The sequence below is a fragment of the Novosphingobium sp. genome (genome assembly GCF_031424035.1).
GTDB lineage: Bacteria > Pseudomonadota > Alphaproteobacteria > Sphingomonadales > Sphingomonadaceae > Novosphingobium.
Window position 1 is genome coordinate 1 of sequence record NZ_JANPGP010000030.1, and the last position, 18,281, is coordinate 18,281.

Annotated in this window: 17 protein-coding genes and 1 tRNA gene; 8 read left to right on the plus strand and 10 right to left on the minus strand. The window is 64.2% G+C overall.

The features are described 5' to 3' along the window. The 4 genes from RMO89_RS04395 to RMO89_RS04410 form a co-directional block, all read right to left on the minus strand. Positions 1–1,830 (minus strand): ferrous iron transporter B (locus RMO89_RS04395; RefSeq protein ID WP_310531450.1); only part of this gene is annotated, 1,830 nt, incomplete at its 3' end. After that, positions 1,827–2,066, minus strand: coding sequence for a FeoA family protein (locus RMO89_RS04400; RefSeq protein WP_310531469.1), 240 nt, complete (start codon positions 2,064–2,066; stop codon positions 1,827–1,829). The genes RMO89_RS04400 and RMO89_RS04395, both read right to left, overlap by 4 nt. Before the next feature lie 96 nt (positions 2,067–2,162). Further along, entirely contained in the window at positions 2,163–2,816 is a 654-nt protein-coding gene (locus tag RMO89_RS04405) for a COQ9 family protein (protein ID WP_310531452.1), read from the minus strand. A 6-nt stretch (positions 2,817–2,822) separates the two neighbouring features. After that, on the minus strand, positions 2,823–3,461 hold the full coding sequence (locus RMO89_RS04410; protein ID WP_310531453.1) for an ankyrin repeat domain-containing protein: 639 nt from the start codon (positions 3,459–3,461) through the stop codon (positions 2,823–2,825). Between the two features lie 64 nt (positions 3,462–3,525). Here RMO89_RS04410 and RMO89_RS04415 point away from each other — a divergent pair, with 64 nt between their 5' ends. Genes RMO89_RS04415 through RMO89_RS04440 form a run of 6 tightly spaced genes read left to right on the plus strand, consistent with a single transcriptional unit; the run spans position 3,526 to position 7,382 of the window. Beyond that, the gene (locus RMO89_RS04415) at positions 3,526–4,167 is read left to right on the plus strand and encodes an SCO family protein (RefSeq protein ID WP_310531454.1); all 642 of its coding nucleotides are present in this window, start codon (positions 3,526–3,528) and stop codon (positions 4,165–4,167) included. Next, positions 4,155–4,604, plus strand: a complete 450-nt coding sequence (locus tag RMO89_RS04420; RefSeq protein ID WP_310531456.1) for a YcgN family cysteine cluster protein — start codon at positions 4,155–4,157, stop codon at positions 4,602–4,604. Before RMO89_RS04415 ends, RMO89_RS04420 begins: the two co-directional genes overlap by 13 nt. Before the next feature lie 8 nt (positions 4,605–4,612). Continuing rightward, positions 4,613–5,338, plus strand: coding sequence for a SprT family zinc-dependent metalloprotease (locus RMO89_RS04425; RefSeq protein WP_310531457.1), 726 nt, complete (start codon positions 4,613–4,615; stop codon positions 5,336–5,338). 40 nt (positions 5,339–5,378) lie between these two features. Next, entirely contained in the window at positions 5,379–5,804 is a 426-nt protein-coding gene (locus RMO89_RS04430) for a hypothetical protein (protein WP_310531458.1), read from the plus strand. Further along, positions 5,791–6,780 (plus strand): bifunctional diaminohydroxyphosphoribosylaminopyrimidine deaminase/5-amino-6-(5-phosphoribosylamino)uracil reductase RibD, encoded by a 990-nt coding sequence (gene ribD / locus RMO89_RS04435; RefSeq protein WP_310531459.1) that lies wholly within the window; start codon positions 5,791–5,793, stop codon positions 6,778–6,780. The genes RMO89_RS04430 and ribD overlap by 14 nt, the downstream gene beginning before the upstream one ends. Next, positions 6,765–7,382, plus strand: coding sequence for a riboflavin synthase (locus RMO89_RS04440; protein WP_310531460.1), 618 nt, complete (start codon positions 6,765–6,767; stop codon positions 7,380–7,382). The genes ribD and RMO89_RS04440 overlap by 16 nt, the downstream gene beginning before the upstream one ends. 60 nt (positions 7,383–7,442) lie before the next feature. Here the strand turns inward: RMO89_RS04440 and RMO89_RS04445 are convergent, their stop codons facing one another. The 4 genes from RMO89_RS04445 to RMO89_RS04460 form a co-directional block, all read right to left on the minus strand. Next, the gene (locus RMO89_RS04445) at positions 7,443–10,133 is read right to left on the minus strand and encodes an autotransporter domain-containing protein (RefSeq protein ID WP_310531462.1); all 2,691 of its coding nucleotides are present in this window, start codon (positions 10,131–10,133) and stop codon (positions 7,443–7,445) included. Positions 10,134–10,331: 198 nt separating this feature from the next. Continuing rightward, positions 10,332–12,299, minus strand: a complete 1,968-nt coding sequence (locus RMO89_RS04450; protein ID WP_310531463.1) for a hypothetical protein — start codon at positions 12,297–12,299, stop codon at positions 10,332–10,334. 10 nt (positions 12,300–12,309) lie between these two features. After that, entirely contained in the window at positions 12,310–12,852 is a 543-nt protein-coding gene (locus RMO89_RS04455) for a GNAT family N-acetyltransferase (protein WP_310531465.1), read from the minus strand. A 1-nt stretch (position 12,853) separates the two neighbouring features. Continuing rightward, positions 12,854–14,032 carry an aromatic amino acid transaminase gene (locus RMO89_RS04460; protein ID WP_310531466.1) on the minus strand — a complete coding sequence of 393 codons (1,179 nt, stop codon included), beginning with the start codon at positions 14,030–14,032 and terminating at the stop codon, positions 12,854–12,856. A gap of 141 nt (positions 14,033–14,173) precedes the next feature. Between RMO89_RS04460 and RMO89_RS04465 the strand changes: the two genes are divergently transcribed. Beyond that, positions 14,174–16,198 carry a molybdopterin-dependent oxidoreductase gene (locus RMO89_RS04465; RefSeq protein ID WP_310531467.1) on the plus strand — a complete coding sequence of 675 codons (2,025 nt, stop codon included), beginning with the start codon at positions 14,174–14,176 and terminating at the stop codon, positions 16,196–16,198. A gap of 10 nt (positions 16,199–16,208) precedes the next feature. Here the strand turns inward: RMO89_RS04465 and RMO89_RS04470 are convergent, their stop codons facing one another. Together RMO89_RS04470 and RMO89_RS04475 are read right to left on the minus strand one after the other, a co-directional pair. Further along, complete coding sequence (locus tag RMO89_RS04470) at positions 16,209–16,991, minus strand: sterol desaturase family protein (protein WP_310531468.1); 783 nt, start codon at positions 16,989–16,991, stop codon at positions 16,209–16,211. A 128-nt stretch (positions 16,992–17,119) separates the two neighbouring features. Further along, entirely contained in the window at positions 17,120–17,929 is an 810-nt protein-coding gene (locus RMO89_RS04475) for a DUF1134 domain-containing protein (protein ID WP_409035511.1), read from the minus strand. A 259-nt stretch (positions 17,930–18,188) separates the two neighbouring features. Here RMO89_RS04475 and RMO89_RS04480 point away from each other — a divergent pair. Further along, positions 18,189–18,280 (plus strand) — tRNA-Ser (locus RMO89_RS04480). The last annotated feature ends 1 nt before the right edge of the window (position 18,281 follow it).

Genomic DNA, 18,281 nt, shown 5'->3' on the forward strand with positions numbered 1-18,281 from the left:
CGCCAGCGCGCTCCAATATGTGATTCCCGCGAAGATGTAGGCCAGGCCGAACAGGTATAGCAACATGAACACCGGCCATTTCCACCCATTCGTCTCACGCCGGGTGACGGCGATCGTGCTCATGCATTGCGGCGCGAAGACAAACCACGCGAGGAAGGCGAGCGCCGTGGGGAGCGTCCAGCGGGCGGCGATCTGCTCGCCGAGCGCGGCCTGTGTGCGGTCATCGTCACCGGCGTCGACGGCATAGGTTGTCGCCAGCGAGCTGACCGCCACTTCGCGCGCGGCCATAGCCGGGATCAGCGAGAGCGCGATGTCGCGGTTGAAACCGATCGGTTCGACCACTACGGCAAGGCCATTGGCGATCTTGCCGGCGAAGCTGGCATCGACCTGGCTTTCGCCCTGCCCGGCGCGCGGGAAGTTGAGCAGCAGCCACAGCACCACGGTGACCATGAAGATGATCGTGCCCGCGCGGCGCAGGAATATCCACGCCCGCTGCCACAGGCCGATCATCAGGTCCTTCAGACGCGGCATCTGGTACTTGGGCAGTTCCATGATGAAGCCGCTCGCCGCGCCCTTGGTCACGGTGCTGCGCAAGACCAGTGCGACGACCATGGCGCTAACCACGCCCAGGGCATAAAGCGAGAACAGCACCAGCCCCTGCAGTCCGACGGGGCCAAGTACGGCGCGCTGCGGAATCACCGCCGAAATTACCACGGCATAGACCGGCAGGCGCGCCGAACAGGTCATCAGCGGGGCGATGAGGATCGTCGTCAGCCGGTCCTTGGGATCGGCGATCGAGCGCGTCGCCATGATGCCGGGAATGGCGCAGGCGAAGCTTGACAGCAGCGGGATGAAGCTGCGGCCCGACAACCCGACAGAGGCCATCATACGGTCCATCAGGAAGGCGGCGCGGGCCATGTAGCCCGAGGCTTCCATGGCGAGGATGAAGAAGAACAGGATGATGATCTGCGGCAGGAAGACCACGACCGAGCCGACGCCTGAGATAATCCCGTCGGTCAGAAGATCACGGATCAGCGACGGTGGCAGCGCGCCGCGCACCAGATCGCCCAGCGCGGCGACCCCGGCATCGAGTCCGTCGGCAAACGGCGCGGCTCCGGCAAACACCGCCTGAAACACCACGAAAAGCAGCGCGAACAGGATCAGCGGGCCGATCCACGGATGGAGCAACACCCGGTCTAGCTTGGCATGCAGCCGGTGGCGCGCGGTCTCGGACAGGATGGCGCCGTCTGCAATGGCATGGGCGGTCAGCCGCCGTTCGGGCAGGAATTCGTGCGGATGACGCTTTTCCGGCTCGCGCGCGCCGGCATGAGCAATCGCCTCGGCCAGTTCAGTCAGCCCGCGCCGCCGCACCGCCACGGTCGAAATCACCGGCACGCCCAGTTCGCTCGACAGCGCCGCCGGATCGATCACCAGACCATCGCGCTCGGCCAGATCGACCATGTTGAGCGCCACCACGGTCGGCTTGCCAAGTTCGATCAATTCAAGCGCGAAAACCAGATGCTGTTCGAGGTTCGAGGCATCGAGCACGACGATCAACGCATCGGGAGCAGTTTCGCCGGGAAATTCGCCCATGATGACCTTGCGGGTCACTTCTTCGTCCGGACTGGTGGAATCAAGGCCGTAGGAACCGGGCAGGTCGACCAGTTCGATCGGCTGGCCCGAGGGGAGCAGCAGGCGGCCCGCTTTGCGCTCGACCGTGACGCCCGGATAGTTGGCGATCTTCTGCCGTGCGCCGGTTAGAGCGTTGAACAGCGCGCTTTTGCCCGCGTTCGGGTTACCGACAAGTGCGACCTTGCGAAGCTGGCTCATGCGGCCTCAACCGTCATCGCGCAGGCATGGACGCGGCGCAGGGCCACGGTCATGCGGCCCACGGTAATTGCCAGTGGATCAGCCCCGGCAAAGACACCGCGATGCGCGACGGAAACTTTCGCCCCGGCATCAATACCCAGCGCGCGCAGGCGCTTGCCTTCATCGGGGGCGAGCACGGCCCAGTCCACCGCAGCGATGCGGGCGGTCTGTCCGACAGGGAGCAGGTCGAGCGTCATATTGGTCCATTGCGCTTGCATGGCGCGAGCCTAATTGCAAGTCATTCGCAATAGATTGATATGAGTCAAATCCTCCCTGAACCGGGGAGGATGGTTTTATCGGGGCGGATAGCGCAGCCGGCCAAGGAATCGCGCCGGGCTGAAATGCATGTCGCGATTCGCCAGCAGCCGGGCCTTGGCCTTTTCGAACTTCATCACGTGTTCGATCCGGCGGTCGAGGAAGGCGCGCGTTTCGGCGAGGTCTTCGCTGGTATCGTGGGCGAAGACGGTCAGCGTCGCGGCATAGATCGAGCCGAGCGTGGCGCGCTTGGTATAATGGTTGTAGTCTGTCGCGACATCGCCGGCGAGACGCCACATGGCATCGGCACTGCGCCAGCCAAGCTGCGCGGCGCGGGCCAGGTTCTGCGGCATGGCCATGATCGACAGCGCGCGGCGCAAGGCCTCGCGGTCAGCGCCCACCGCATCGAGCCGGAACTGGACGAGCCGGCGGATGCGTTCACGGATCGGCAGATTGCCGATCTGGCCGGCCGGCAGTGCCTCGCCCATTTGCGCATCGACCGACTGAGTCCAGGCATCGATCATGTCCATCGCCCCGCCCGGAAAGGCGATCCGTGCCGTGCCGGGTTCGACGCCGGTTTCCTGCGCGGCCATGTCCACCGCAGTCATGGTCCAGCCATCGAAGGCCGCCGCGCACGCGATCTTCGGCGCGAGAAGCAAGCGAACTTCGGCCAAGGTGAGATCAGCAGTCATACGCGGTTACAGCGAGGGACCGTAAGTCTTCGTCTTTTTCGCCTTCGCAGCCTTACCCGCCGCCTCGACCTCGTTGCCAAGCTGCGTGCCTTTGGCCGAGAGCAGGGCAAAGTCGACGGCAGAGCGGCCGGAATTGTCGGCCTTGTTGGCATCGGCCCCGGCGGCGAGCAGCGCACGGGCAAGTTCGAGATTCTTCTGGTGGACCGCCGAGATCAGCGGTGTTTCGCCTGCCGGGCCGGGATCATTCACCTTGGCACCGCGCGCGATCAGTTCCAGCGCGCCTTCGGTAAAGCTGGTGTTGACTGACAGCCACAGCGGCGTGGTGCCCTGATTGTTGCGGATATTCACATCGGCCTGATTGCTTACCAGATAACGCAGCCAGCCCATGTCGCGCCGATTGATCACGACATGCAGCGCCGAATCGCCGGTCGTAATATCACGCGTGTTGACGATGATGTTGCCCGGCGTGCTTTTCGCCCCCGAGGAACCGAGCATGGTCTTCGCGGCTTCAATATCCTTCTTGCGGACCGCCTCGAGGAACTTGTGTCCCTGCGACACTTGCGCCTGCGCGGTGCCCGACGTCATCATTCCTGCGGCCGGAACCATTGCCAGCGCCAGTGCCAGACCCATCACCCTGTTTCGCACGTTTTTCGTCTCCTGCGGGGACCTGCCCGCCATCGCTGTCTTGCGCGGCGGGCTTTAGCAGAGCATGAACCGCCGCGCCATGAGCAACAATGCATCCCGCCGCCCGATTTTCGCCCTCGCCCTGACCTTCGCTCTCGCTGCCTGCGGGAGCGGGGTGAATGCCCCCGCCCAGCCCGACCTTTCCACCGCGCCACTGGCTGGTGCGCGGATCGGCGGCGACTTTGCCCTGACGGACTCCGCTGGCAAGACCGTGCGGTGGGCCGATTTCAAGGGCAAGTGGCGGGTGGTCTATTTCGGCTATACCTATTGCCCTGATGCCTGCCCGATGGACATGACCGTGCTGTCGCAGGGACTGCAGAAATTCGCCGAGAAGAACCCGGCGCTCGCCGCGAAGATCCAGCCGATTTTCATCACCATCGATCCCGAGCGCGACGACAAGGCGCGCGTCGGAGAATTTGGTGCGGCGTTCAAGCCGGCGGTGATCGGACTGACCGGCAGCCGCGCGGATATCGATGCCGCTGCCAAGGTCTTTGCCGTCTATCACGCCAAGGGTGAAGGCGTTCCCGGCGGCTACCTGATGGACCACAGCCGGGGGGCCAACCTGTTCGATCCCGATGGCAAGCCGATTTCCATCCTGCCGATCGATCGCGGCCTGAATGACGGCCCGGCCGCAGTCGCAGCGGAATTGCAGCAGTGGGTACGTTGAGGCCCGGCTTTATCGACATGCCGATCGAAGCGCTGACCCGTGAGGAATGGGAAGCGCTGTGCGACGGCTGTGGCCAGTGCTGCCGGCACAAGGTGGAGGACGAGGACACCGGCCGCGTCTGGCCGACCAACGTCGGCTGCCGCCTGCTCGATCTCAAGACGGCGCAGTGCAAGGATTACCGCAACCGGCGGAAATACGTACCTGACTGCGTGCAGCTCACTCCCGCTCTGGCCGGATCGCTGACCTGGCTGCCGACCACCTGCGCCTACCGCCTGCGCGCCGATGGCAATGCGCTGCCCGAATGGCACTACCTGATCTCGAGCGACCGCGAAGCCGTCCACCGCGCCGGCGTCGGTGTGCGGGGAAAGTTGCTACATGAGGACCTCGCCGGCCCGATCGAAAACCACATCGTCTGGGATGAAGCCTATGACGATTAAGGCCCGTGATGCTTGACTGGTTGCGCTCCGATCCACGGCAGGACCCGACGATCGAGGTTGGCGGCGTTCTGCTGCCGGTGCAGGTGCGTCGCAATGCCCTTGCAAAGCGATTGACCTTGCGCCTCGCACCTGATGGCAAGGCGGTGCAGGTAACGATCCCGCGCTGGACCCCGACACGCGAGGCGCTGGCCTTTGCCCGGCAAGGCGCCCCGTGGCTGGAACGCCAGTTGGAAAAGGTCGTGCCGGCACGGTCGATTGCCGATGGCACGGTGATCCCGTTTCGCGGACTGCCCCACGCCGTCCGCCACGATCCCGCCCGGCCGCGCCGCGTGCGACTGGAAGAAGGCGAATTCCTGCTCGGCGGGCCGGCGGACAACCTTGCATCGCGATTGGAACGCTGGCTGCGCGGCGAGGCGCTTGCCAAGCTGCAGGAAGACCTCGATTATTACTGCGCTCGCGCCGGTCGCTCGGTGCCCGATCTGAGCTTGTCGAGCGCGCAGCGCCGCTGGGGAAGCTGTTCGACCAACGGGATGATCCGCATCAACTGGCGGCTGATCATGGCGCCCGATGCCGTGCGCCGTTCGGTGGTCGCACACGAGGTCGCACATCTGGAGCACTTTGACCATTCGCCCCAATTTCATGCCGCTTTGCGCGCTCTGTTCGAAGACAGCCTGCTCCACGCTGACCGTTGGCTGAAGCGCGAAGGGCGTTCTCTCTATGCGCATTTCGGCTGAAGCACTGGTTTTGGTGCCCAACAATGCCTAGGTTCAGACGATGAAACTCCGCCGATCCTATATGCAGCATATCAACCCGCGCGGGGCGATTTCCGACTTTCGCGACGTTTTTCGTCAGGCTGGCAAGAACCGCTGGCGCATCGCGATCGCCGCGATGGCCATCACCGGCACGTTGTTCTGGACGCTGACCAAGGATACTTGGCGCATTCCTCCAGCCAAGCCGCAGATCACTTATATAAACTCTTTCCCGCTCGACCGCACGCCGGAAGAGAGCAAGGCGTTCATCGACAAGAACCAGAAGCTCAAGGACAAGGTCGAGGCCCGCGAAAGGGAGATCGCCGAGGAAAGCAAGGCGATCTACCGCAAGCTCGGCGAGATCTCGGGCATGGACGTGAAGAAGATCGAGCGCGAGGCCAAGGAAGCTGAAGCGGCGCGCAAGCAGCAGGCACCGGTTGCTCCCCGCTGATCCATCGGAGGACCGCCGCTGGCTCGAAGCTGCGGCGCGGCTGGCCAAGCGCGGGGTACCGCTGTCGCGCCCCAACCCCTCAGTTGGAGCCATTGTGGTACGCGGCGGGATGGTTGTCGGGCGCGGCTGGACCCGGGCTGGTGGCCGACCACATTCCGAGGCAGTCGCGCTGGAACAGGCCGGAGAGCTTGCGCGCGGTGCTACACTTTACGTCACGCTAGAACCTTGCGCCCATACCAGCCCGCGCGGCCCGGCCTGCGCCGATCTGGTCGCCGCATCGGGTCTGGCCCGCGTGGTCGTCGGCTGTCTCGACCCAGATCCACGTACTGCTGGACAGGGGCTCGCCCGGATCGAAATGGCGGGGATTGTCGCCGATCTGGTCCGAAACGGGGCCTGCGAAGCGAGCCTTGCCGGTTACCTCTCGGTGCGGCGGTTGGGCCGGCCGCACGTGACACTTAAGCTAGCGCTGTCGCAGGACGGCGGTCTGGCCCGGCCACCTGGTCAAAGCCAGTGGCTCACCGGCGAAATCGCCCGCGCCCATGTTCACGCCATGCGGGCCGGAGTGGATGCAATCCTTGTTGGCGGCGGGACCCTTCGGGCCGACAATCCAAGGCTTGACGTGCGGCTTGCGGGCATTGAAAGCCGCTCGCCCGAACGCTGGCTGCTGACGCACGGCGAGCCTCCTGCCGGGTGGAAGTCCATCGCTTCGCCAAACGAAATCAGCGCAATTCTGCCCGCGCAGTATCTGATGGTCGAAGGCGGCGCGCAGACCGCGCGCGCCTTCCTTGCGGCAGGACTTGTCGACCGGATGCTGCTTTACCGCGCTCCGATCACCATCGCCGGCGATGTCCCGCGCCTACCTGAACTGACTGCGCCCAAATTAGCTGGCAACGCGGCGTGGCAGCACATCGACAGCCGCCCGCTTGGCAGCGACACACTCGACGTTTACGAGGCCATCCCATGTTCACCGGAATAGTCACCGCCATCGGCACCATCCGCGAAGTGAAAGGCGGCGGCGAACTCCGCGCCGTGATCGCTTGCCCTTTTGATCCCGCAACGATCGCCATCGGCGCATCGATCGCCTGTTCGGGCACCTGCCTGACCGTGGTCGAGCGCGGCGGCAGCGCCGGTGACGCGTGGTTCGCAGTCGACATTTCGGGCGAGACTGTATCGCGTACCGTCCCCGAACGCTGGACCGAGGGCACGGCACTCAATCTCGAACCCGCGCTCAAGCTGGGCGACGAACTGGGTGGCCACATCGTCACCGGTCATGTCGACGGCGTTGGCGAAGTGATCGAAATTTGCCCGGCTGGCGATTCGCGCAAGATCGCGATCTCGGCGCCGGCGGAGCTGGCTCCCTACCTGGCGCCCAAGGGATCGATCACGGTCGACGGGGTTTCACTGACGGTCAACGAAGTTGCGGATCAGGCTGATGGCACCTGCCATTTCAGCCTCAATATCATCCCGCACACCGGCGACGTGACGACGCTCGGCGCGCTGGAACCAGGCAGCAAGGTCAACCTCGAGATTGACGTGCTGGCACGCTATCTCAAGCGGCTGCAGTCCCTGCGCGGTTAGCGCCAAAGGAAAAGGGCGCCCCGGTTTCCCGGAACGCCCTCCCCTGTTTGATCGTTCAAATCAGAACGCGTGGCTGAGGCCGAGCATCGCCCGGTCGGCCTTGTAGCTGCCGCCATCGCGGAAGCCAGTGTAGTCGAGCCGCAGCACGGTCCGCGCGCCCAGCTTGGCAGAGATGCCGGCACCGAACTCGTAGGAGTCGTTGTTACTGATCGGGCTGGAGACAACCCAGCTTGCCGGACCCAGCGTAGCCACCCGGGCAGCTGTTGCATCGCCCGAGATCGTGTGACGCCATGAACCGCTGGCATTGAAGGTGAGCGGCCCGCCCATTGGCAGCGCCAAGTCTGCCCCAAGCTTGCTGCGGGTCACGTCCCACTTGGTCTTGGCCAGCTTCAGCGCCAGGTTGGGATCGGTGTTGAGTTCCGACACGGCATCGGCGCTGACCGATTCGTGGGTGATGCCCACCACGGGCTGGATCACACCCTTGCCGAGCGGCACGTTGAGCCGTGCCTCTGCCGCCGCGTTGTATGCGCTCATTTCATAAGCTGCAGTCGACGTGGTGGTGCCGGTGAGCAGGGTCAGGTCGCGCTTGGTCTTGACCTTGGCCTTGCTCCAGCCGCCAGTGGCGCTCAGGCGAACCGGACCGACATCGTGGCTGGCATAGGCGAACAGGCCCCAGCCATCGGCCTTGGCCGAGCTGTGCAGCGTCGATTCTAGGTCGTTCTCGGTATAGCGGCCACCAAAGCCGATCCGGGTTTCCGGACGGTTGACCACGTGGACACCGGCGATGAAGCCCTTCTGATCGTTGTTGAAGTCATAGGCGACGGCGTCGTCCTGTACCTGCGTCTGTTGGTACAGCAGCTGGGTCCAGACGGCGGGGCGGAAGCGGCGATCCATGCAATCGCCTTCGGTGCGCGAACCCTTGCGATCGTCGTCTTCGCCGCAGGTTTCTCCGCCGAAGGTCGTTCCGGCAGCCGCCAGCGATAGGTTGTTCATGCCGTGAACCGTGTTGCCGATGACCGACATGGCGTTCGAGTGGACTTCACCCGACAGCTGCTGAAAGGCATAGCCATAACCAGCGGCATCCATGCCGTAGAGGCCATTGAACAACGACTGCAACGTACCTGCACGGGTGCCGGCAGCCGGACGGACGAGGTCAAGCGCTGCGCCCGTGCGAACCGCGTTGAGCTTCCAGTTCGAAGCCGCACCCAGAACTGCGAAGTTGTTCGGCGTGGCGACGAGCTGGATGTTCGTCGGGTTGTAGAGCACGTCGAAGCGCATGTTGGCGGCCAGACCCGATGCCGGCTGGGCGACAGCAAATTGTCCGCTGTTGCTCGCCGCAGTAACCACAGTGAAGCGGTCGCCAAGCACGGGGGTGAAGGCATTGGTTGCAGGGGCCGTGATGCCGCGCAGACGCGGGGCGATGGTGCCACCGGCGACGAAGGTGCCGGCCGTGCCCACTACGACGACGCGGTCATAAGTGCCCGATCCGCCAGCCGTGGTGTAATTGCGCCCGTCGATGTCGATCGCTAGCGTCGAACCGGCGCGCATCGTGACGCGATCGGTGACCGACAGGGTGCCGATGGCATCGCCTGGAGCAAGGGTGCCGCCCGAATTGACGAAGATCGGCGCGATGACGTTGCCGCGGCCCGAAAGCGTGCCGCCGTTGTTCACCTGCACATCAAGCGCGGACAGCGTGCCAGCAACATTGAGCGTGCCGGCATTGATCGCCACCGAACCGTTGATCGTGTTCACCGCCGACATTGTCGCCGTGCCGAGACCCAGCTTGGTCAGTCCGCCGGCACCGCTGAAGGCCCCGCTGAACAGCACATTGAAGCCATTGGTGTCGATCGATCCGCCAGCCGCCTGCACGGTGAAGGCGTTGGTCACGGCATTGGCCGTATCAGCGCGCAAGGTTCCGCCGACAAATACCGCGTTGACCAGCTGACCAGCAAGCGCGGTCGTGGTGTAGAACGGCTGTGCGGTATCGATGTCCGGCGTGCCGCTGATTGGCAGCAGCAGGCTCGCGCCACGGACGACACCTGTGGCCGGGTTGAAGGAAACACCGGCATTGGGGATCGGGATCGCGTTGCCGAAACCGTCGAGATAGACGTAGCCGCCGTGGCCGCCGTAGAGGCAGTCGATCGCGACAAATTCCATCTTGATGTCGTGGCCGGCGATGGTGTCGATATCCTCGACCTTCCAGTCGGTGGTCACCCAGCCGTTGACATCGCGGAACAGCCCGGTCGCGTTCTGCGCGGTAAAGGCGCTGTAAGCGATATTGGTCAGCACGGTGTTGCTCGTCAGGTCGGTAACCTTGATGACGAACGAGGGGCTGTCGGTTGCGCCGTGCGAGGGTTCGAGCACCGCGTTCCACGCGTAATACAGCTTCGCGGCATTGTAGCCGGTGACAGTCTGCGAGGCAGCGTTGATGTCATTGCCGCCGCCCGAATTGTTGAGCTTGAGCGCATAATTGCCCTGGAACACTGTCGGGGCGCCCGTGATCGCGTCGACGCCGCCTGCCGTTGTGATCGTGGCGATCGTTGCCGGGCCCGAATACTGCGACTGCGGCGGTGGCCAGCCGCTTGACCAGATACCGCCATTGAGCGTCCAGCCATTGGCGTTGCCGGTTTCGAAACCGGGATTGGTCACCGTCTGGCCGAGCGCCGGGACGGACACGGCACCGGCCAGCAGCCCCGCCATGATTGCGCCGCGCCGCAAGGTGCCCTGCGCTGAAGTCGAATTGATCCCCATGAAAATCTCCGCTCTGGAATTCCACGTGAAATCTAGGTGTTTCCCGTGGTCACAGAGGCGGCTAGCCCGAGGTTACAAGCTTGTCTTGCCCCCTAGGTGCAATCGTCATGAAGCTAACGGGACTTGTCATCGACATGACGGAATATGACGGTCCAAGCGCCGTTTCTGGGGCATTCCTGGCTTGAACCGGACAGCGAATCAGACCGGTACGGCTATGTGCTTGCCGCCGAACACAGATTGCCAACCCTCGATCTCGTCGACCACGGCGGCATCGACGGCGCGGGCAATCTCGGCCACCTGGGCATAACCAAGCCGTTCTTCCGGCGCGCCGAGCAACTGACCGATGCGCAAGTCGAGCGCGGTCAGCTTGGTTGCCGCGACATGCGAGATTGCGGCGAAGCGCTCAAAGTCTCCGAAATAGCGCATCCCGGCAATCGCCGCGCCGACCGTCGGGCACATCACGCCAAAAAAGGTAAACAGGCTGGCCGAACTCGCCGACCACGAAAGCGGGACAAGGCCTGCTAGCCCCGCTGCTTTCATCGCCAGCCAGATCGCTACCAGGCAAACCGCGGCGATGAATAGCCAGGCCGACAATGTATCGAGCCGGTGGTGCACCTTGTGCAGGCGCCGCGCCTTGGTGACATGATAATCGCGCTGGGTTCGCACGTGATGATCGCGCAGCGCGACAAGCCCTTCGCGCAGGTAGGCCCGGTCAATGGCGAGCTGCGGCAGCCCGGCCTCGCGCAGGCCGTGGCGGGCATAGTATTCCGGCCAGCTGGTATCGCTCCCCTTTGGCCAGCGGCCTGCCGGGCGCGCGACGCCAAGCAATTGCAGCATCGGCGCATGGCGGAAATATTCAGCAACTCGCCGCGTCTCGAACCAGCGCTTGTGCCAGCGCTTGCTCCGGCCGCGCCAGATGATCAGCAGGATCAGGCTGAGCAGCAGGAATTCCGCCAGCGCGAAGAACACTTTTACGTGTTCAAGGTGGAGTGGCTGGTATGCCAGGCCTGCAGCCACGGCGAGCGCCGAGAGCAGGAAATTGGCCATCATCCCGCCGCGATAGAAATCCGAAACGCGCGCCGAAATACCATCCGCCCAGGCAAAGCGGCGCAAGGTGCCGCGCTCGATCTTGTCAGCGAATTCCGGGTCGGCCGAGGCCATGGACCGCGCCGCCGCCATGGTTGCCGCACCGCTGCCGCCCGCAATCTGGTCCGGCGTTTCGTAGCGGCGGGTGAGCGAACGCAGGGGCCGCCCCTCGCCGCCGAACAGCGTTTCGATGCGGCGGTAAAGCGTCCAGAACCGGTGGCTGCGCGGGTGCCAGGCCTCACGGGCCAGCGCCTCGGCGCCGCGCTTGAATGCCCCGCCCTCGCCCGGGCGAAGCGCCAGTTGGACGAGCGCCGCCAGATCCGCGTCACGCGAGGTCTGCCGTGGCCGCGAATCGAGCAGATCCTCGACCGTCTGGAGCACACACCAGTCATCGGGGTGTGCCGGATCGATCCAGATCACAGGGGTGGCGGCATCAAGCGAAGCGGCGATCGTATGCCCCGTCCCGCCGGTCAGGCAGTGTGAACCGCCGTCCCACACCGCGATGATCAGGTCCGACTGCTCGATCATCACTCGCCCGGCGAGTGCAACGCGGGCCGAGCATTCGCCGTTCCAAACCTGCGCACGCGCGTGGTCTGCCGGATGGTCGAAGTGATCGAGGAACAGCGCGGCCATGGCCTCGTCGCGATCGGCCAGTTCGAAAAGCCGCGCCCCGGCATAGGCCTTGCGGATGAGTGCGGCGCGCTCACCGACCGCTAGATCGCCCGGTGTTTCACCGGCAAGCAGGGCGTGTGCATCGGCCGCCTCTGAGGGAAAGGCATTGATCGCGAGGTTCAGGGCGCGGCCGAAAGGCAGCGGCGCCGTGACTTCCCAGCCGCGTTGCTCAGCAAGATTTGCCGCCAGCTGATCGACGCCTGAGGCAAGCAGGCTATGCAGCCGCACCGGGGCCAGCGCACCAAGCGACTGGCGCTCCGCTTCGGCAAGCGCGCCGATCCGGGTAAACATGGCGGCAAGCGCGGCCTCAACCGCCGGCTGGTTGGCGCTGAAAGCGGCATTGTTCGCCCGGTGACCGGTCACGCCAAGGCACAGGCGGGGCAGCGGGGGCGGCGGCGCTTCGATCATCGCTGGTAGCCTATTGCGCGAGCGGGCCTAACGCAAAACTTTCCCGCGTAATCTCGTAGATGACATGGTGCACCTCGCGCCCCGCCATCAGGATTACATCCTTCTCGTCGGTCAGACGTGCACCAATATTTTCCAGCGCACGGCGCGAACGAAGGTTCGCCTCGCCGACGTGAAACACGACGCGGCGTACATGGCCAAAGGCATGGGCCAGCATCAGCCGCTTGAGTTCGGGATTGAACTGCCCGCCCCAGTGGCTGCGGGCGAGGAATGTCCAGCCGATTTCGACCGATCCGCGGTCATCGGACTCGTGCCCCTGCCAGCGCGATGAACCAATGAGCGTGCCGCCAGCTTTGTCGATCACCGCCATGGCGCCGCGCTTCTCAAGCGCATCATCGAAGAAGGCGCGGAACACCGGCTCCTGCCAGCGGTCATGCGCTGGATGGATCGCCCAGATTTCCTTGTCACTGGCGACGGCAAACAGCGCGTCCCAGTCTTCGGGCTGCAGCGGCCTGAGCAGCAGCCGTTCCCCTTCAAGGACCGGCTGCCAATCCATGTCAGGCGGTCACGTCGGCGACGGCGGCGATGAACTGATCGATGTTGTTCATCGTCAGCCCGGCCACGTTGATGCGGCCCGATCCGGCCATGTAAACGCCGTGCTTTTCGCGCATGGCGAGGACTTGCTCAGGGGTGAGCGGGACGATCGAGAACAGCCCGCTTTGCGAACCCATCGGCGTGAAATCGACGCCGCCCTGCTTGCCGGCACCGCCAAGTCGTGCCCGGACCTGCAGCATGCGCTCACGCATCTGATCGAGTTCATCCTGCCAGGTCTTTACCAGCGCTTCGTCCTCGAGGATGATGCGAACGGCAGCCGCGCCGTGATCGGGCGGCATCGACCATGCTGCGCGCGCGAGGGCGTGACCGTTCGACAGCGCGGCGTTCACTTGGGCAGCATCAGACATCATCACGTACACTGCGCCGACGCGGTCACGGTAGAGGCCGAAGTTCTTGTCGCACGAATAGGCAACCAGCGCCTCGGGCACTTCGCCGAGCACGCGGCGCAGGCCATAGGCATCCTCTTCCATGCCATAGCCGAGGCCCTGATAGGCAAGGTCGATCAGCGGCAGCACGCCTGATGTCTTGATGGCGGCGGCGATCTGGTCCCAGTCGGCGTTCGAATAGTCGATGCCGGTCGGGTTGTGGCAACAGCCGTGGAGCAGGATTGCGTCATCGGCGGCGGCTTCGGCAATCGCGCCGAGGACGGCGTCCATGTTCGCCACGCCATCAGCAGTGCTGTGCGCGAATGTCTTGAGCTCAAGACCGAGGTCGGCAACGATCTGCGCGTGGTTTGGCCAGCTTGGCGTGCCCATCCAGATGCGCTTCACGCCGGCGCGCTTGGCGAGGGCGAGTGCGAGGCGCACTGCGCCAGTGCCGCCGGGGGTCTGCATGCCATCGATACGCCCGCCCATCGATGGGTCCTGCTTGCCGAAAATCCACGGCATCAGCGCATGGACAAAACCCATGTCGCCTTCGGGACCGAGATAGGCCTTCGAAGCCTGCGTCTCGTGCAGCTTGTGCTCCGCCTGCTTGATCGCGGCGAAAACCGGCGTTGCGCCGTCGCCGGTGCGGTAGACACCGACGCCGAGGTCGATCTTGTCCGCGCGCGGATCCTCGTTGTGGAGCTTGATCAGCGCGAGAAGCGCGTCGGCGGGCTGTTGCTGCAGATTGTTTAGCATGACGCGCGGGCCCTTACCCTCGGGGGCCTTGGGGGGCAACCCCTCGGCATCCGCTCGCAGCAATCGCCGGGGCGCTTTTCCGCCCATTGGCGAAAGGCCGCACCTGTGAAATCCTGCGGGCCAGCCGATGGGAGAACTGCGGTGGCGAGCCTGCCGATCGAGACGAAGCGCACGTACTGCAAAGTCTGCATGGTCCACTGCGGATTGGTGGTTGATGTGGCTGGCGACCAGATCATCAAGGTGCGCGGCGACCGGGAGCACCCGCTATCAAAGGGTTATACCTGCCCCAAGGGCCGCGCGACCGGGCAGATCCATCACGATCCAGCGGCGATCGCCCAGCCTCTCATGCGCAAGGATGGGAGCCTCGTGCCGGTCAGCTGGGACGAAGCGCTTGATGACATTGCCGCAAAGCTGCGCTCGCTGATCGACCGGCATGGCAGCCATGCCGTGGGCATCAATTTCGGCTCGGGCCTCGGGCTCGATTCCTCGGGCTATGCGATGGAGGAGGCGCTGCACGCGGCGCTGGATCACGGGCCGAAGTTCACCCCGCTGACCATCGACGGCGTTGCCAAGGTGCTGGTTGCAGGAGCGGTCGGGCGCTTCCCCGGGCTCAATCCGAAGACCGACTACGACGGCGTCAACCTGCTGCTATACGTAGGCACCAACCCGATGGTGAGCCACGCGCACAACACCGGCATGTTCAATCCGGCGCAGCACATCCGCGCCGTGGCCGCACGCGGCGAGGTCTGGACCATCGACCCGGTGTTCACCGAGACGGCGAAGTTCTCCACCCGCCATGTCGCGGCATGGCCGGGCAAGGACTATGCGATCCTCGCATGGCTGGTGCGCGAGGTCATCGCCGGGGGGCCGCTGGACCTGCCCCAGCCGGTCGACGGGCTGGACGAACTCACCGCGCTGCTGAGCGACTATACGCGTGAAAAGGCGGCAGCGATTGCCGGCGTGTCCGAAGAGGAACTCGCCGATCTGCTTGCCGCCATTCGCCGCCACGGCAAGGTGTCGGTGGAAACCGGCACCGGCGTGTCGATGACCACCGGTTGCAACCTGACGCAGTGGCTCGCCTGGGTGTTGATGATCCTGACCGGCTCCATGAACCGGCCCGGCGGCGTGTGGTTCCATCCCGGCATGCTGATGCCCTTCGACGCCTTCGAACTGCCCGACATGGACGCGTGGACGCCGGGATCGAAGACCCGCCCGGAAGTCGATGGCGTGCTGGGTGACTGGCCCTGCGCCGTCCTTCCTGACGAGATCACCGTGGGCAACATTCGCGGCCTGTTCAACTTCGGCGGCCGCCTGCTGCGCAACTTCCCGGATACCAAGAAGCTGTCCGACGCGCTCGATACCCTCGAATTCAACGTCATGGTCGAGATTTCCGCCAACGAAACAAGCGAAGCCGCCAGCCATGTCCTGCCGACCAAGGGTGTGCTCGAACGCACCGAATTCAGCCGCTGGGACACGCTCAACTGGAACGCCAACCTGCAATTTTCGGAAGCGTTGGTGCCGGTGACGGGCGAGCGCCGCTCGGCCTGGTGGGTGATCTCGCAGATCATGCGCCGCGCAGACTTGCCGGTGGCAAACGACATTCCCACCAGCCACGACGAACCGGGCGCGGACGAAGCCATGCTCGCCCGGCTGTTCAGCCCCATATCGCGCTGCACCTTCGAGGAACTTCGGGAAAAGCGCTTCGTCCAGCGCGACATCGAATTTCCGGCACCTTGGCTGGATGCGCACGTCGCCAAGATCGGCGGCTGGAAACTGCTGCCCGAGAAGATCGTCGCCCAATGGCACACGATACGCGTCGCCGATGAAGCCCAGCTCGGCCTCCCGCGCCCGCTGGTCTTCACCTCTCGCCGCCAGCGCCGCAAGCTCAACGCTCAGCTCGATTTCCTTGGCGCCGAGGCCGATGCCCTGATCAACCCCGCCGATGCCGAGACACACGACATTGGCGATGGCGATCCCTTGCGGGTGCGCACGACTTCAGGCGAAGCGGAGTTCGTCGCCCGGATTGATCCCGGTATGCGGCGCGGCGTCGTTTCGATTGCACACGGCCACTTGCCGGCCAACATCAACCGCCTGACGTCAACCCGCACCATCGATCCGATCAGCGGGATGGCGCATTACAGCGGCGTGCCGATCGAGATCGGCTAGCCCCGCCAGCCTATTCCGCTGCAACCGCTTCGGGCTTGGGCTCGCGCAGCGGGCGCTCCTTGATCTTCACGAAGTCGCTTTCAAAGCGCTTGTGAACCGTGCCGCACAGCCGGTCCCAGACCGTGGTATAGCCGCCGAAGTTCGCGGTGAAATACTTGTGGTGGTGATCGTGGAAGGTCGCCGAGATGAACCACTTCGTCAGCCAGGTGCGGTTCCACCACTTGGGCAGGAACTCGTAGCCCGAATGGACCCACAGTCCCATCAGCACATTGGTCGGCACGATCAGCGCCATCGAGGCATCGTGGACGTCGACCACGGTCACGAAGATGATCATCCAGCCGCCGTTGATCAGCGATTCGAAGGGATGGACCGAAAAGGTGGTGATGACATTGGGCGAAGTCGACTTGTGATGCAGCTTGTGGATCCACGAGTAATAGGGCTCGTTGTGCATCCAGCGGTGCAGCCAGTAGAACCACGTGTCAAAGGTGATGAAATAGGCGGCATATTCCAGCAGGATAACCCACCAGGCCGCCGGTTCGCTTTTAAACGTGATCCAGTCGTGTGCCAGCAGCCACTTCTGCAGGTTCCCCAGAACTAGCGCGCCGAATACGAACGTGATCACCATCATGATCGCCTCAAAGCGGAACTGCTTCCACTTGAAGCCGCGCGGCTGCACCTTGCGCGCCTTGAAATAGCCCGAAACGATGCCGCCGACGATGACCAGCGCCAGCACGGCGACGGTCACTACATACCAAAGATTGAGCGCAGTCTCGCCCGACAGGATTCCCCGCATCGCAAATCTCATTCAAAAGTTGAATTATCTGCGCGGCGAAATGCGGGATCATGCGGACAAAGTCCAGCCTCAACCGTGCGGGCCCTCCAATCGCCCGCCGCGGCGATGGAAATCTGATACTCAGTAGATCAGAACGGCAGCCACTTCGCCTTCTTGGACATCTTCATGTAACCCGCATTGATCCCCAGCCTCAGGCCGACGCCGGTGCGCACCGGGATCAGCACAACATCGCCGCGCCGCAGGTAGCTGACGTGGAAGCCGCCGATGAGATAGGCCTGACCCTCACCCTGACCGAAGCGGTGGTAGAGGTCGTCGGTGTTGTAGAGGTTGTAGACCAGCACAAAGCTGTTGCCCGCATTCGCGCCGGCATCAAGGCCGACCGACGGGCCGGTCCAGTAAACCGGCTTCTGCCCTTCAACCTTGTGATAGAGCGTACCTGAACCATAGCGCACCCCTATTATGATCGCCCCGCCACCTTCACGGCCGACGATATAGGCATTAGGTTCACCCTGCTTCTTGAGGATGTCCTTGATCACCCCGGCGAGGCCCTTGGCGCCCTTGCCGAAAACGCCCTCGGCGGCACCGATCAGGTCATTCTCCTGATATGTGCCGGCCTTGGCCGCCGGGTTCTGCGCCGAATTGGCGGCGGATTCAGTCGCCGAATAGCCTGGCGAAGCGGTGGGGTCCTGCTGGGCAACCGGCGCCGCAGTGATCGTCGGGCTGGCGGGAGCAGGTGCGGATGCGGCGGGCGGAGGCGTGGCCGGCGCGGGATTGGGCGTGACCTTCTGCTGCGAAAGCGGGATCAGGTCGCCATCGATCGCCTTGTCGGGATCAACCGATTTCACCTGTGCCGACGCGCCGAAGCCGGCGAACATCATGGATGCTCCCGCCAGAGCGCCGAGCGCCTGCTTGCCAAGCTTGCGAATTCCTTTGTTCATTCCACCCGTTCCCACCTTTGCGCCCGGGACTTGGCCCATGGCGCACGCTTCCGCGCGGGATCAGAATCGATGGTCGCCGCCGCGGCAATGGACCGGCGATGAGCCGAGTCGGTTTTGCGATGGAACGAGTCGAGCGCCCCGGCACCACCCGCAGATGCCACGTAGAAATGCGGAGAAAATCTTCTTTCCCGCAACCACCAATTCGATCTTGCCGCCCCCCGCCCCCCTCGCTATAGGCCGCCCTTCGCCGCTGCGATCCGGAGACGTGGGTGAGTGGCTGAAACCAACGGTTTGCTAAACCGTCGTACTGATAATTCGGTACCGAGGGTTCGAATCCCTCCGTCTCCGCCAC

Excerpts from the sequence above, each read along its gene's own strand:
- RMO89_RS04400 (WP_310531469.1), bottom strand. The coding sequence starts at position 2,066 with ATGACGCTCGACCTGCTCCCTGTCGGACAGACCGCCCGCATCGCTGCG.
- RMO89_RS04405 (WP_310531452.1), bottom strand. The coding sequence starts at position 2,816 with ATGACTGCTGATCTCACCTTGGCCGAAGTTCGCTTGCTTCTCGCGCCG.
- RMO89_RS04415 (WP_310531454.1), top strand. The coding sequence starts at position 3,526 with ATGAACCGCCGCGCCATGAGCAACAATGCATCCCGCCGCCCGATTTTC.
- RMO89_RS04425 (WP_310531457.1), top strand. The coding sequence starts at position 4,613 with ATGCTTGACTGGTTGCGCTCCGATCCACGGCAGGACCCGACGATCGAG.
- RMO89_RS04430 (WP_310531458.1), top strand. The coding sequence starts at position 5,379 with ATGAAACTCCGCCGATCCTATATGCAGCATATCAACCCGCGCGGGGCG.
- RMO89_RS04440 (WP_310531460.1), top strand. The coding sequence starts at position 6,765 with ATGTTCACCGGAATAGTCACCGCCATCGGCACCATCCGCGAAGTGAAA.
- RMO89_RS04445 (WP_310531462.1), bottom strand. The coding sequence starts at position 10,133 with ATGGGGATCAATTCGACTTCAGCGCAGGGCACCTTGCGGCGCGGCGCA.
- RMO89_RS04450 (WP_310531463.1), bottom strand. The coding sequence starts at position 12,299 with ATGATCGAAGCGCCGCCGCCCCCGCTGCCCCGCCTGTGCCTTGGCGTG.
- RMO89_RS04455 (WP_310531465.1), bottom strand. The coding sequence starts at position 12,852 with ATGGATTGGCAGCCGGTCCTTGAAGGGGAACGGCTGCTGCTCAGGCCG.
- RMO89_RS04460 (WP_310531466.1), bottom strand. The coding sequence starts at position 14,032 with ATGCTAAACAATCTGCAGCAACAGCCCGCCGACGCGCTTCTCGCGCTG.
- RMO89_RS04470 (WP_310531468.1), bottom strand. The coding sequence starts at position 16,991 with ATGCGGGGAATCCTGTCGGGCGAGACTGCGCTCAATCTTTGGTATGTA.
- RMO89_RS04475 (WP_409035511.1), bottom strand. The coding sequence starts at position 17,929 with ATGAACAAAGGAATTCGCAAGCTTGGCAAGCAGGCGCTCGGCGCTCTG.